The organism is Ideonella sp., from assembly GCF_044358605.1.
Lineage (GTDB): Bacteria > Pseudomonadota > Gammaproteobacteria > Burkholderiales > Burkholderiaceae_C > Ideonella.
Window position 1 is genome coordinate 1 of sequence record NZ_JBIKNQ010000061.1, and the last position, 12561, is coordinate 12561.

The window sequence follows — 12561 nt, forward strand, 5'->3', positions numbered from 1 at the left end:
GGGCCAGGCGCGGCGCGTTGCGCAGCGGCCTGTAGGCCACCTTCTCAATGGTGAAGTTCAGCAGCGAGCAAACAATGATGGCCGCAAACGCCGAGATCAGCAGCAGCACCCAGCCCGGCCAGCCCGTGCCGGCCAGCGCCGTCACCACCGTCCAAGACACCATGGCGCCGACCATCAGCACCTCGCCGTGCGCAAAGTTGATCAGGCTGATGATGCCGTACACCATCGTGTAGCCCAACGCCACCAAGGCATACATGCTCCCCAGCACCAGGCCGTTGATGATCTGTTGTACGAATATGTCCATCTGAAAATCTCCTGATCTGAAGTCGCGGCGCATTGTAGGGACGAGGCCCCGCACCGCTGTCACGGTGTTTTCCCCCCGGAAAGTACCTGGGGTTAGGCTTGATCTGGGTCGTTGGCCCTGGCTTCGGCATTCAGGCGGCGCAACTCGGCCAGCTTGTCACCGATGCGCAACTCTAGGCCGCGCGGCACGGGCTCGTAGAAGCGCGGCTCGCCCATCCCCTCAGGGAAGTAGTTGACGCCGGCCGCAAAGGCACCGGGCTCATCATGGGCGTAGCGGTAGGCTTGGCCGTAGCCCAGGCCCTTCATCAGCTTGGTGGGCGCGTTGCGCAGGTGCATGGGCACGGGCTGGCTGCCGCCCTCGCGCACCACGCGTTGCACGGCTTTCCAGGCCACATAAACGGCATTGGACTTGGGCGCCACGGCCAGGTAGACCACGGCCTGGGCCAGGGCCAGCTCGCCTTCAGGGCTGCCCAGGCGTTCGTAGGTTTCGGCCGCGTCCAGCGCCAGCCTCAGAGCGCGTGGGTCGGCGTTGCCGATGTCTTCGTTGGCCATGCGGATCAGCCGACGCGCCATATAGCGCGGGTCGGCGCCGCCATCGAGCATGCGGGCAAACCAGTAGAGCGCCGCATCGGGGTCGGAGCCGCGCACGGATTTGTGCAGGGCCGAGATGCTGTCGTAGAAGTGGTCGCCGCCCTTGTCGTAGCGGCGCAGTTGCTCGCCCAGCGAGCGCTCCAAGGCCTCCTCATCCAGCTCGGTGACCGCACCGGCCTGGGCCACCAGGTTTTCATAGGCATTGAGCAAGCGGCGGGCATCGCCATCTGCATAGCCAATCAGGCGTTCGGCAGCGGCCGCGCTGAGGGGCGGTGCGGCCAACAATTCAGCCGCTCTTTGCAGCAACTGCTCTTGTTCTGGCGGCTGCAGGGCCTTGAGCACATGCACCGTCGCCCGTGAGAGCAAGGCCGAGTTCACTTCAAAAGAAGGGTTCTCGGTGGTGGCGCCGATGAAGGTGAATAGGCCTGACTCGACATGCGGCAGAAACGCATCTTGCTGGGCTTTGTTGAAGCGATGGACTTCATCCACAAACACCACGGTGCGGTGGCCCGCCTGCCGCGCGAGTTCGGCTTGAACCACGGCATCGCGGATGTCTTTGACCCCCGCCAGCACCGCCGACAGCACGATGAAGCGGGCCTCGACGGCCCCCGCCACCAAGCGCGCCAAGGTGGTCTTGCCCACGCCGGGCGGGCCCCAGAGGATCATGGAATGCACCCGACCACGCTCAAAGGCCACCCGCAGCGGTTTGCCCGGCCCCAGCAAATGAGATTGGCCGATGACATCATCCAGATGGGCTGGGCGCAGACGCTCAGCCAGCGGGGCATCTGCCGAAACCGGCGCAAACCCATCGGCCTGCGGCTGCGGGGCGGGTTCGGGGTCGAAAAGCGCGTCTTGCCGGGTCATGCGGCATTGTCGCAGTCCTCTGAGGGAGGGGAGTGCAGCGCCACAGTCCCACAAATTGACGAGTGCGCGAGCCGCTTATTGAGCCTTGCACAGGCTCAAGCTTCGCCACACTCCGGGCATCGACTGATTCGCTCTTCTACCTTGCCTTAGGAGCCCCCGACCATGAGCGCTCAAGCCTCAAGCCTGAAACCCGCAGCCCCGAATGCCGCCACCCTTGCCGGTGCACCGCGTGAGTACTTGTCCTTCAAGCTGGGGGCCGAGGAGTACGGCATCGACATCTTGAAGGTGCAGGAAATTCGGGGCTATGAGCCGCCGACCCGCATTGCCAATGCCCCTCACTTCATCAAGGGCGTGGTGAACTTGCGTGGCGTGATCGTACCCATCGTCGACATGCGCTTGCGCTTTGGCCTGCCCGACGTCAAGTACGACAGCTTCACCGTCGTCATCATCTTGAACATTGCGCACCGCACGGTGGGCATGGTGGTGGACTCGGTGTCCGATGTGCTGGAATTGCCCCCCGGCCACATCAAGCCCGCACCGGAATTCAACGGCGCCATCGACGCCACCTACATCACGGGCCTGGGCACCATCAAACACGGCGATGATGAGCGTATGCTGATCTTGATGGACATCGAGCAAATGATGACAGCCGCCGACATGGGCCTGATGGACACCGACACTTTGATTCACTGAGACAGCTGCCATGACCCTGAGACCTCTGCTGTGGGCTGCTGCGTCTGCCCTGACTTGCTCAGCCGCCATGGCGGGGCGCCCCATGGCCACTGAGGACGCGGGGGTCTTAGAAGCCAGTGACTGCGAGCTGGAAAGCTTTGTTGGTGCCAACCGCCCCGCGGGCGGGCCAACAGAGCGCGTGCTGTCGCTTCAAGTCGGCTGCGGCGTGGGTGGCCAAAGCCAAGTTGCAGTGGCGGTGGCACGGGCCAGCGCTGACAGCGAGAACGTGCGGAGTGTGACCCTACTAGGCAAGACCGCACTGAACCCGAAGGCCGAAGACACTGCACCCACGTTCGCCTTGGCCTGGGCACTCAGTGCGGACTCCGCCCGTGGAGGCCTGAAGCATGAGGGCACCGCACTGAACAGCGTGATGAGCTGGCCGGTGCATGAGAAGGTCAGCCTGCACCTGAACCTGGGTTGGAGCCACTCCGCCAGCGACAAGCAAAGCACGACCACGTGGTCTGGGGGTATCGAGCACCATGTGCGGGACGACCTGGACTTGACGGCGGAGACCTTCGGCAATGACCGTGATGCCTCGCCCTGGGTTCAGGTGGGCTTGCGCTGGGCCGTGCAGCCCGAGAAGTTCTACATCGACACCAGCTATGGTGTGCAAACCGGTGGCGAACGCAGCAAGGCTGTCACGCTGGGGCTGCGCTGGGCTTTCTAAGGGACCCTCAAGGCTCCGTCACATCCACACCTGCGGGGACGGTGAACTTGAAGGTCTCAGGCGCCGGTGGCGTTTGCGAAGCGATCGCATTGAATTTCAGCATCGAGCGCTGACCAAAGCTGTCGGCAATCTCCAGGGCAGCCAGGGTCGTGCCTTTGAAGCCCACCCTCAGCCATTGCAATTGCCCCTCTGACTGCTTGGGCGTGGCCAGCACCCACTGCAGGCCATCCCGGTCAGGTTCGGCCTTCAAGTCGAAGTCTTTCTCGATGCCCTGGCCCGCCAGCACGGCTGCCGGGGTCGCACCCAAGGCGTCACCCATCTTGCGCACGGTCACCTGAGCCAGGTCGACGTCATAGAACCACACCTTCTGACCGTCGCCGACGATGGTCTGGGCATAAGGCTTTTGGTAGACGAAGCGAAAGCGGTTGGGTCGTGAAAACTCGAAGGTTCCGGTGGAGACCTTCTTCTTGATGCCATCGGGAGCGGTCACCGTTTGGGTGAAGTCCGCTCGGCCAAATTTGGTGTCTCGGACAAAGCCCCGCAGTTGATCCAGAGAGTCGGCTTGGGCCATGCCCGGCAGGGCCACAGCCACCAGCGCCGCACGCAGCGCCCAGGTTTTGAGTGTTTGCACAGTGATCTCGTTCAGCAAGCCAAGCGGCTCATCGTTGTCATTCTTCACGCTTGGGCAGCAAGATCTCTCGGCTGCCGTTAGTGGACATAGAGGATATGAGCCCAGATTGCTCCATTTGTTCCAGCAAACGGGCGGCTCGGTTGTATCCGATGCGTAAATGTCGTTGTACCAGCGAGATAGACGCTTTGCGATGCTGCAGCACGATGGCCACGGCCTGGTCGTACATAGGGTCGCTTTCAGCATCCCCGCCGCCTTCAGCGCCGCCTTCACCGCCCTCGCCGTCCAAGGTGCCGCCTTCGAGAATGCCCTCGATGTAATTTGGCTCCCCCTGAGACTTGAGCTGCTCGACCACGCGGTGGACTTCTTCGTCGGACACAAAAGCCCCATGCACACGAACGGGCAGGCCTGTGCCCGAAGGCATGTAGAGCATGTCGCCCATGCCCAGCAGCGCTTCGGCGCCCATCTGGTCGAGGATGGTGCGGCTGTCGATCTTGCTGCTGACTTGAAAGCTCAGGCGCGTGGGGATATTGGCTTTGATCAGGCCGGTGATCACGTCCACGCTGGGGCGCTGGGTGGCCAGGATCAAGTGGATGCCGGCGGCGCGGGCCTTCTGGGCCAAGCGAGCAATCAGCTCTTCAATGCGCTTGCCTACCACCATCATCAGGTCGGCCAATTCGTCGATGACGATGACGATGAAGGGCAGACGCTCCAGCGGCTCAGGTGCCTCAGGCGTCAGGCTGAAGGGGTTGGGCACCAACTCACCCCGGGCGGTGGCATCGTCAATCTTCTTGTTGAAGCCCGCCAGGTTACGCACGCCGTGCTTGCTCATCAGCTTGTAGCGGCGCTCCATTTCACCGACCGCCCAGTTCAGCGCGTTGCCGGCCTGCTTCATGTCGGTGACCACCGGGCACAGCAGGTGCGGGATGCCCTCGTAGACGCTCATTTCAAGCATCTTGGGGTCGATCAGAATCAGGCGCACATCACGCGCTTCGGCCTTGTAGAGCAGGCTCAGGATCATGCCGTTGATGCCCACCGACTTGCCCGAACCGGTGGTACCCGCCACCAAGCAGTGCGGCATCTTGGCCAAGTCGGCCACCACGGGCAGGCCCACGATGTCTTTGCCCAAGCCCATGGTCAGCAAGGACGGCGCCTTGTTGTAGATCTCTGAGCCCAGCACCTCTGACAAGCGGATGGTCTGGCGCTTGGCGTTGGGCAACTCCAAGGCCATCAGGTTTTTGCCCGGAATCGTCTCGACCACGCGGATAGAAACCAGGGACAAAGAGCGCGCCAGGTCTTTGGCCAGGTTGACGATCTGCGAGCCCTTCACGCCAGTGGCGGGCTCGATCTCGTAGCGGGTGATCACAGGGCCTGGCTGGGCTGCCACCACACGCACGCTGACGCCAAAGTCGGACAGCTTTTTCTCGATCAAGCGGCTGGTCATCTCCAGTGACTCAGGCGTGACGGTCTCGACATGGGGCGGTGCTTTGTCCAGCAGATCAACTTGCGGCAGCTTGGTGTTGATCAGCTCATTGAAGAGCGGCGCTTGGCGTTCACGAATGACGCGCTTGGACTCCGGCACCGCCTTGACGGGGGGCTCGATGACGATGGGCGCGTGCTCAATGTGTTCGACCCGCTCCTCTTCGACCTCGACTTCCCGCTCGCGCAGCGCAACCTCGCCCATGCGCACGTCCTCGGCCTTTTCGCGCAGCTCAATACGCTTCTCACGCACGCCCAGCACCCAGCCCCCCAAGGCGTCGGCCACGGTGGCCCATGAGAAGCCCAAGGCCATGGGCAAGGCGGTGGCCAAGAGCGCAATCCAGAATACGCCGGAGCCGGTAAAGCCCAGCCACTGCATAGACAGCGGCCCCAAGGTAAAGCCCAGCGCTCCCCCAGCATGCCCAGGTAGCTTGGCCTCCAGGCCGTAAAGCCGCGTCCATTCCAGGGCCGAGCTGGCCACGATCAGCAGGGCAAAGCCCACCCACCGGCGCCAGCGCGGCGGGCGATTCAGCAAGGGCAAGCTTGGGTCGCGAACGGCATCAGCCAAGGCGGCCAGCCATAGCCGCAAGCCCGCCACCACCAACCACCAAGCCGAAAAGCCGACGGCGACCAAAGCCGCATCAGCCAACCATGCCCCTGTGCCCCCCATCCAATTGCGCAGCGGCTCACCGGTGCCAGAGGTGGAAAAGCCGGGGTCGTGCGGATGCCGACTGGCCAGAGCCAGCGCAAAGGCCAAGCCGAACACACCCCAGACCAGCAAACGGAAACGGGCCCGCAACGCCCCAGTCGAGGGGCCGGGCCCGGCTTCACTGCGGCGGCGCGCCGCAGCCGTATCTATGCGCATTCAATCCTCCCTGGGCCTGCCGCAGAGTGATCTGCGCGCCCCGGGCGGGGGAGCCTCATCACTCAGGCAGGCGGTTCTTCAACAGCACAGAGCCATTTTCCAGCGTTTCGATGACGCCGCGCTCTTCCAGATCTTTCATCACACGGCTGACCATCTCGCGCGAGGCGCCGACGATCTTGGCCATGTCTTGGCGCGAAACTTTGCTGCGCACCACTTGGTCGCCATCGACCTCTTCAGACATGTCGAGCAGCGCCCGCGCCACCCGGCCATACACATCCAGCAGAGCCAGCGATTCAATCTGCCGGTCGGCACTGCGCAAGCGCGTCACCAAGCCCCGCATGATCGCGTAAGACAGGCTGGAATTCTCAGGCAAGCAACGCGCAAATTCTTGGCGACCCAGAATCAGCATGTCACATTGCACCTCGCAGCGCACCGTGGCAGAGTGGGACTGATTGTCAATGAGACTCATCTCACCGACATAGTCACCCGCTTCCAGCACTGCCAAAATCACTTCGCGGCCACGGGAGTCAGCCGTCAGCACACGGGCACGCCCGTTGAGCAAAATGAACAGCGCATTGCTCTTCTTGCCTTGTTCCACCACCAGTTCGCCACGACGATAGCGACGCTTAACCACACCATCAGCCACCGCGCGGGCTTGATCGTTGGTCAGCATCGAGAACAGCGGTACCCGGCGAATCAGGTCCAGGTTGGACAGCATCGACATCAATGACCCCCTCAAAGAGCTCGTTTCCCAAACAGCCGCCAGCAACGCGGCTACCCAATCTTTAGAATACAGAGGGATTGTGGCTCAGCTTGAGCCCTTCCCCACTCCGTATCACCACCCAGCGAGTCAGTTTGGTGCAGTAAGCGGTACCCAACTGCTACTTGCTCACGCCGACGCGCATAACTCTCAATCCCATGACGACCACGACACACGCTCAGGTTCTGATTCTTGGCTCCGGCCCGGCGGGCTACTCTGCCGCCATCTATGCGGCGCGCGCCAACCTCAAGCCCCTGCTGGTCACTGGCATGGCCCAGGGCGGACAACTCATGACCACCACAGAAGTCGACAACTGGCCGGCTGACGTGATGGGCGTGCAAGGCCCTGAGCTGATGCAGCGATTCCAACAACATGCCGAGCGGTTTCAGACCCAGATCGTGTTCGATCACATCAACACTGTGGATTTCGGCACGCGGCCGTTCAAGTTAAAGGGTGATAGTGGTGAATACACCTGCGACAGCCTGATCATCGCCACCGGCGCCTCGGCCAAGTACCTTGGTTTACCCTCTGAACAGGCCTTCGCAGGCCGCGGCGTGAGCGCCTGCGCCACCTGCGACGGTTTTTTCTATCGGGGCGAAGAGGTTTGCGTCGTAGGCGGCGGCAATACGGCCGTTGAAGAGGCGCTTTACCTCTCCAACATTGCCAACAAGGTGCATTTGGTGCACCGTCGTGACAAATTCCGCGCCGAAGCCATCATGATCGACAAGCTGATGGACAAAGTGGCTTCGGGCAAGATCGAGTTGCACCTGCACCAGACCCTGGACGAAGTCCTGGGCGATCAAAGCGGCGTGACCGGCGTTCGTCTGCGCAGCACCACGGGAGACAGCACCAAGGACCTGACGCTGAAGGGCTGCTTCATTGCCATCGGCCATTCTCCCAACACGCAGATCTTTGAAGGCCACCTGGAATTGAAGGACGGCTACCTGATCACCCGGAGCGGCCAAAACGGCTTCGCCACCATGACGAGCGTGCCCGGCGTGTTTGCTGCGGGCGATGTGCAGGACCACATCTACCGCCAGGCCATCACTTCGGCAGGCACGGGCTGCATGGCGGCTCTGGACGCCCAGCGCTTCCTCGAACAAGGCGCTCATTAAACCCAAGGCTGAGAGCCGGTTTCACCCGGCTCTGGCCCGACTAGACCCCATGCGCTGGCAGGCCGCCCAAAAGGTGGCTATAATCGCGGGTTTTCTTGTGCAGGCAATCAGGGCTTAGGCCTGTTTAGCGGTTCGCTAAGCGGTTTTCAGGTCCTCGACATTTCAAGCAAGATAGGGTTACCGCCACCCTTTTGGCGAGGTGAGGCCAAGTGGCTGACAGGTGAGCTCAATGCTCTAAAACCAGTCAAGTGCTTGGCTGTAGACAAGTATCGGAGTGTCCTCATGGCACGCGTCTGCGCAGTCACGGGCAAGAAGCCCATGGTCGGGAACAATGTTTCCCACGCCAACAACAAAACCAAGCGTCGGTTCCTCCCGAACCTGCAATATCGTCGTTTCTGGGTCGAGAGCGAGAACCGTTGGGTTCGTCTGCGCATCAGCAACGCAGCCTTGCGTCTGATCGACAAGAAGGGCATCGACGCCGTCCTGGCCGACCTGCGTGCTCGCGGTCAAGCCTAATCACTGATACAGGAGCGACACCATGGCATCCAAAGGCGGCCGCGAGAAGATCAAGCTGGAGTCCACTGCGGGCACCGGTCACTTCTACACCACGAACAAGAACAAGAAGACCACGCCCCAAAAGCTGGAATTCATGAAGTTCGACCCCAAGGCACGTAAGCACGTGCTCTACAAGGAAATCAAGCTGAAGTAATTCAGCGCTTCCTCATCAAAAAGCCCGCCTCACAGCGGGCTTTTTGCTTTCTGACTCACGTGGAATAGCGCTTCGAGCCTTGAGTCGCCTTGTTGGCGGGACCGTACTTGATCAAGTGCCACCGAACTGGGACGGATGCTGCGAACACAGGAGCACGACAGACTCGCCACCGCTCGTGTCCTCCGTCCGGCGCCTGACGGCACCGGCCTCCCCCTTTACCTCGCTATGGCGAGCCCGCCGCACTCCTGCGTCTATCACCCTTACAACTTTGCCCTGCGCCGAACCACCGGAATAGTGCCGCGCCTCAATAGAAAGTCATCAACCTACCGCTGAGCGGAAGGATGTTGGGGTGTGATGTAGCGAAGTAAAGGGGGAGCCCAAAGTCGAAGAGTTTGGGCGGAGGACATGAGCGGAATCATGCCCCGACAGCCTTCCGCTCTCGCTCAAACCTTAGGAGTGTTCCTCGCCACAATCACGCAAAGCACCAGAGCGAGGGCAAGCCCCTCAAGCCCGCGCCGCACGCAACTGCAGCGAGAACTCGCGCAGCGCGGCGATGCCGCTGTCCTCAGCGCGCCGGCACCAGTCTTGCAAATCAGCGACGAGCTGCTCGGCGGAGACATTGGTGCGCGTCCAGAGCTGACGCAGCTCTTCACGCATGGTGACCAACTTTTGCAAAGACGGCGATTGGGCCATGGCGTTTTCCAGAGCAGCACGCACATTGGCCGGGATCTTCTCTGCATCACGGTGCAGCCAACGCTCAGCCACGCGCAAGTCACTCCAGGCCTTGCCAGCCGTGCTGCCCTGCGCTTTCAAACGCGCCACCTCACCAGCGCAAGCGCGGCGCAACTCCGTCGCGTAGTTGGCCATCACCTCGTAGCGGTTGGCGATGATGGCCTCCAGCGTGCGGGCGTCGGCCACGGCCTTCAGCTCACCCAAAATCAACTGCGGTGGTGTCTTGCGCGCCTTGGCCAAGCCCACCATCTCCATGCTGCGGATGTACATCCAGCCAATGTCGAACTCAAAAGGCTTGACCGAAAACTTGGCGGATGTCGGGTAGGTGTGATGGTTGTTGTGCAGCTCTTCGCCACCAATCAAGATGCCCCAGGGCGACACATTGGTGGACGCATCCGGCGCTTCAAAGTTGCGATAGCCGTAGTAGTGACCAATGCCATTGATGATGCCGGTGGCCATCACAGGGATCCAGGCCATTTGCACCGCCCAAACAGTCAAGCCGATGGCACCGAACAGGGTCAGGTTGATGATCATCATCAAGGCCACACCTTGCCAGGAAAAGCGCGTGTAGAGATTGCGCTCGATCCAATCATTGGGCGTGTTATGACCATACTTGGCCAGGGTTTCTGGGATCTTGGATTCAGCGCGATACAACTCCACGCCCGTCAGCAGCAGCGCCTTCAAACCACGGGTTTGCGGGCTGTGCGGGTCTTCCGGCGTTTCACACTTGGCGTGGTGCTTGCGGTGAACGGCCACAAACTCCTTGGTCACCATGCCGGTGGTCAGCCACAGCCAAAACCTGAAGAAATGCGAGGGGATCGCATGCAGGTCTACCGCACGGTGAGCCTGGGCGCGATGTAAGAAGATGGTGACCGAACAGATGGTCAGGTGAGTCATCACCAGTGTCACGGCCAGCACGGTCCAGCCACTGGCGTTCAAGACACCGTTGGCACCCCAGTTGACCAAGGCATCGATCACAGCTTGGAAATCAATCATGAAACAACCCCGCGCCTGGAACGCCCAAGCCGATGATGAATTGTAGGGGGGGCTTCCTGCATATTGAGCCCCGCAAAAGCCCGACCTATGTCAGGCTTCTGCAAAGCTTGCGGAAGCTCAAAGGCGCTCAGTCTTTGCGCTGCCAAGCGGCAGCGAAGAAGCCGTCGGTGGAATGGCGATGCGGCCACAGCCGCAAGTAGCCTTGGCTGTCCAGGGCGTCGGCGCCTTGCACTTGGGCAGACGTGAGAGCGGCGGCCGCAGGCAAGAATTCAAACCCTGGGTTGGCCTCGCTGAAGGCCTGGGCGATGGCTTCGTTCTCGCGGCTCAGCAAGCTGCAGGTGGCGTAAACCAAGCGCCCGCCCGGCTTCACCAACCTGGCCGCGCTGGCCAGGATGGCGGTTTGCTTAGCCTGCAACTCCTCCAGTGCCTTGGGCGACTGGCGCCATTTGAGGTCCGGGTTGCGACGCAGCGTGCCCAAGCCCGAGCAGGGCGCATCCACCAGCACACGGTCGATCTTGCCGCTCAAACGCTTGATGCGCTCGTCGCGCTCATGGGCGATCTGGGCGGGATAGACATTGGACAAGCCACTGCGCGCCAAGCGCGGCTTCATGCCCTCCAGGCGATAGCCGGAGACATCGAATGCATAGAGGCGCCCGGTGTTGCGCATCAGAGCGCCCAGCGCCAGCGTCTTGCCGCCGGCGCCAGCGCAGAAGTCCACCACCATTTCGCTGCGCTTGGGTGCGAGCAAAGCGGCCAGCAACTGGCTGCCTTCATCTTGCACTTCCACATCACCGCGAATGAAGAGCGGCAGCTTTTGCAGGGCCGGCTTTCCGGCAATGCGCAGGCCCCAGGGCGAATAAGGGGTCAGCTCGGCTTGAATGCCGGCTTCAGCCAACTCGGCTTGAATGTCTTCACGCTTGGCTTTGAGCGTGTTGACCCGCAGATCCAGGCCCGCGGTGTTGTCCATGGCCGCCACCAGGGGCCAAAAATCTTCGCCCACTTCATTGCGCAGCGCTTGGGCCAGCCAGTCTGGCAGGTTGTGGCGCAGCTTTTCGGGCAGGCCAGAGCGGTCGATGGCATTGACCTGTTCCAGCCACTGCTGCTCATTGGGGCCAAGGGCTCGGCGCATGAAGCTGTCGGTGCCTTGCCAGGCCAAGATGGCCAGGCGGCGCTCAAGCGCACCGCTGCCACTTTGGGCCAGATGGGCCAACACCAGGCGCTGGCGCAGCAGGGTGTAGGCAGTTTCAGCCAGGGCATGGCGCTCACGCGGGCCCAGTTGGCGATGTTGGCGAAGAAAACCGGAAACGATGGTGTCGGCCGGGGCGTCGAGACGGAGGACTTGGCGCACCAGTTCGGTGGCCATATCCAGCAGGGCGTTGGGATGCATGGGGGGATTATCCCCGGTCTCTCACAACATCAGGCTTTGGGCTTCACCATCCAATTGATGCACGCGGCAACCGTCCACCTGCAAGCGGCCTTCCAAGAACCAACGCACCGCCCTGGGGTAGATGCGGTGCTCCCCCACCAACACGCGGGCGGCCAAGCTGTCTTCATCGTCGCCGTGCAGCACCGGCACCACCACTTGGGCGACGATGGGGCCATGGTCCAGGTCGGCCGTCACAAAGTGCACCGTGGCCCCTGCCACCACGCAGCCCGTCTCAATGGCTTTGCGGTGCGTATGCAGGCCCGGAAAGGCAGGCAACAAAGAGGGATGGATGTTGAGCAGGCGACCTTGGTAGTGCTGCACAAACCCGGCCGTCAAGATGCGCATGAATCCCGCCAAGACCACCACATCCGGCGCATGGCGGTCAATCTCTTGGGCCAAGGCCTGATCAAAGCCCTCTCGGCTGCCAAAGGCTTTGTGGTCGATGGCCGCCGTGGCGATACCGCGCTCGGCCGCCCAGGCCAAGCCGCTGGCTTCAGCTTTGTTGCTGACCACCGCCACCACCTCGGCGGCCCAGGCTTCTTGCGCGCAGCGCTCGACGATGGCCTGCATATTGCTGCCACGACCAGAGATGAGGATGACGATGCGCTTGTTCACGGCTGGGTCAGAGGAGTGGCTGAAGGGCCGCCAGTGTAAGGGGGCCACGCTTGCGCTCACTCAGGCGGGCTGCGCATGG

The 12561-nt window shown here is 62.0% G+C and carries 12 protein-coding genes and 1 pseudogene; 5 read left to right on the forward strand and 8 right to left on the reverse strand.

The genetic code is table 11. The features are described from left to right. Together ACIQ3Q_RS18490 and ACIQ3Q_RS18495 are read right to left on the reverse strand one after the other, a co-directional pair. A pseudogene (locus ACIQ3Q_RS18490) lies at positions 1–304 on the reverse strand (branched-chain amino acid ABC transporter permease); the annotation flags it as partial. Between the two features lie 92 nt (positions 305–396). Then, complete coding sequence (locus ACIQ3Q_RS18495; RefSeq protein WP_396270659.1) at positions 397–1758, reverse strand: replication-associated recombination protein A; 1362 nt, start codon at positions 1756–1758, stop codon at positions 397–399. Between the two features lie 162 nt (positions 1759–1920). Between ACIQ3Q_RS18495 and ACIQ3Q_RS18500 the strand changes: the two genes are divergently transcribed. Both ACIQ3Q_RS18500 and ACIQ3Q_RS18505 read left to right on the forward strand, forming a co-directional pair. Beyond that, positions 1921–2451 carry a chemotaxis protein CheW gene (locus ACIQ3Q_RS18500; RefSeq protein ID WP_396270660.1) on the forward strand — a complete coding sequence of 177 codons (531 nt, stop codon included), beginning with the start codon at positions 1921–1923 and terminating at the stop codon, positions 2449–2451. A gap of 10 nt (positions 2452–2461) precedes the next feature. Next, on the forward strand, positions 2462–3157 hold the full coding sequence (locus tag ACIQ3Q_RS18505; RefSeq protein WP_396270661.1) for a hypothetical protein: 696 nt from the start codon (positions 2462–2464) through the stop codon (positions 3155–3157). A 7-nt stretch (positions 3158–3164) separates the two neighbouring features. Here the strand turns inward: ACIQ3Q_RS18505 and lolA are convergent, their stop codons facing one another. Genes lolA through ACIQ3Q_RS18520 form a run of 3 tightly spaced genes read right to left on the reverse strand, consistent with a single transcriptional unit; the run spans position 3165 to position 6853 of the window. Next, positions 3165–3788 (reverse strand): outer membrane lipoprotein chaperone LolA, encoded by a 624-nt coding sequence (gene lolA / locus ACIQ3Q_RS18510; RefSeq protein ID WP_396270690.1) that lies wholly within the window; start codon positions 3786–3788, stop codon positions 3165–3167. Between the two features lie 37 nt (positions 3789–3825). Next, a complete protein-coding gene (locus ACIQ3Q_RS18515) occupies positions 3826–6129 on the reverse strand; it encodes a DNA translocase FtsK (RefSeq protein WP_396270662.1) in 2304 nt (767 codons plus the stop codon). A 58-nt stretch (positions 6130–6187) separates the two neighbouring features. After that, positions 6188–6853 carry a Crp/Fnr family transcriptional regulator gene (locus tag ACIQ3Q_RS18520; RefSeq protein WP_210809022.1) on the reverse strand — a complete coding sequence of 222 codons (666 nt, stop codon included), beginning with the start codon at positions 6851–6853 and terminating at the stop codon, positions 6188–6190. 194 nt (positions 6854–7047) lie between these two features. On the opposite strand from ACIQ3Q_RS18520, the gene trxB reads away from it, so the two are divergent. From trxB to rpmG, 3 genes are all read left to right on the forward strand, one after another. Beyond that, positions 7048–8004 carry a thioredoxin-disulfide reductase gene (gene trxB / locus ACIQ3Q_RS18525; RefSeq protein ID WP_396270663.1) on the forward strand — a complete coding sequence of 319 codons (957 nt, stop codon included), beginning with the start codon at positions 7048–7050 and terminating at the stop codon, positions 8002–8004. 282 nt (positions 8005–8286) lie between these two features. Continuing rightward, entirely contained in the window at positions 8287–8520 is a 234-nt protein-coding gene (gene rpmB / locus ACIQ3Q_RS18530) for a 50S ribosomal protein L28 (RefSeq protein ID WP_210809026.1), read from the forward strand. Between the two features lie 22 nt (positions 8521–8542). Further along, complete coding sequence (rpmG, locus tag ACIQ3Q_RS18535; protein ID WP_141286813.1) at positions 8543–8713, forward strand: 50S ribosomal protein L33; 171 nt, start codon at positions 8543–8545, stop codon at positions 8711–8713. 504 nt (positions 8714–9217) lie between these two features. On the opposite strand, the gene ACIQ3Q_RS18540 is transcribed toward rpmG, so the two are convergent. From ACIQ3Q_RS18540 to purN, 3 genes are all read right to left on the reverse strand, one after another. Further along, the gene (locus ACIQ3Q_RS18540; protein WP_396270664.1) at positions 9218–10441 is read right to left on the reverse strand and encodes a fatty acid desaturase; all 1224 of its coding nucleotides are present in this window, start codon (positions 10439–10441) and stop codon (positions 9218–9220) included. 127 nt (positions 10442–10568) lie between these two features. Next, complete coding sequence (locus ACIQ3Q_RS18545; RefSeq protein ID WP_396270665.1) at positions 10569–11828, reverse strand: RsmB/NOP family class I SAM-dependent RNA methyltransferase; 1260 nt, start codon at positions 11826–11828, stop codon at positions 10569–10571. A 21-nt stretch (positions 11829–11849) separates the two neighbouring features. After that, on the reverse strand, positions 11850–12530 hold the full coding sequence (purN, locus tag ACIQ3Q_RS18550; RefSeq protein WP_396270666.1) for a phosphoribosylglycinamide formyltransferase: 681 nt from the start codon (positions 12528–12530) through the stop codon (positions 11850–11852). Positions 12531–12561: the final 31 nt, after the last annotated feature.

Excerpts from the sequence above, each read along its gene's own strand:
- ACIQ3Q_RS18495 (WP_396270659.1), bottom strand. The coding sequence starts at position 1,758 with ATGACCCGGCAAGACGCGCTTTTCGACCCCGAACCCGCCCCGCAGCCG.
- ACIQ3Q_RS18500 (WP_396270660.1), top strand. The coding sequence starts at position 1,921 with ATGAGCGCTCAAGCCTCAAGCCTGAAACCCGCAGCCCCGAATGCCGCC.
- ACIQ3Q_RS18505 (WP_396270661.1), top strand. The coding sequence starts at position 2,462 with ATGACCCTGAGACCTCTGCTGTGGGCTGCTGCGTCTGCCCTGACTTGC.
- ACIQ3Q_RS18515 (WP_396270662.1), bottom strand. The coding sequence starts at position 6,129 with ATGCGCATAGATACGGCTGCGGCGCGCCGCCGCAGTGAAGCCGGGCCC.
- ACIQ3Q_RS18520 (WP_210809022.1), bottom strand. The coding sequence starts at position 6,853 with ATGTCGATGCTGTCCAACCTGGACCTGATTCGCCGGGTACCGCTGTTC.
- trxB (WP_396270663.1), top strand. The coding sequence starts at position 7,048 with ATGACGACCACGACACACGCTCAGGTTCTGATTCTTGGCTCCGGCCCG.
- rpmB (WP_210809026.1), top strand. The coding sequence starts at position 8,287 with ATGGCACGCGTCTGCGCAGTCACGGGCAAGAAGCCCATGGTCGGGAAC.
- rpmG (WP_141286813.1), top strand. The coding sequence starts at position 8,543 with ATGGCATCCAAAGGCGGCCGCGAGAAGATCAAGCTGGAGTCCACTGCG.
- ACIQ3Q_RS18540 (WP_396270664.1), bottom strand. The coding sequence starts at position 10,441 with ATGATTGATTTCCAAGCTGTGATCGATGCCTTGGTCAACTGGGGTGCC.
- ACIQ3Q_RS18545 (WP_396270665.1), bottom strand. The coding sequence starts at position 11,828 with ATGCATCCCAACGCCCTGCTGGATATGGCCACCGAACTGGTGCGCCAA.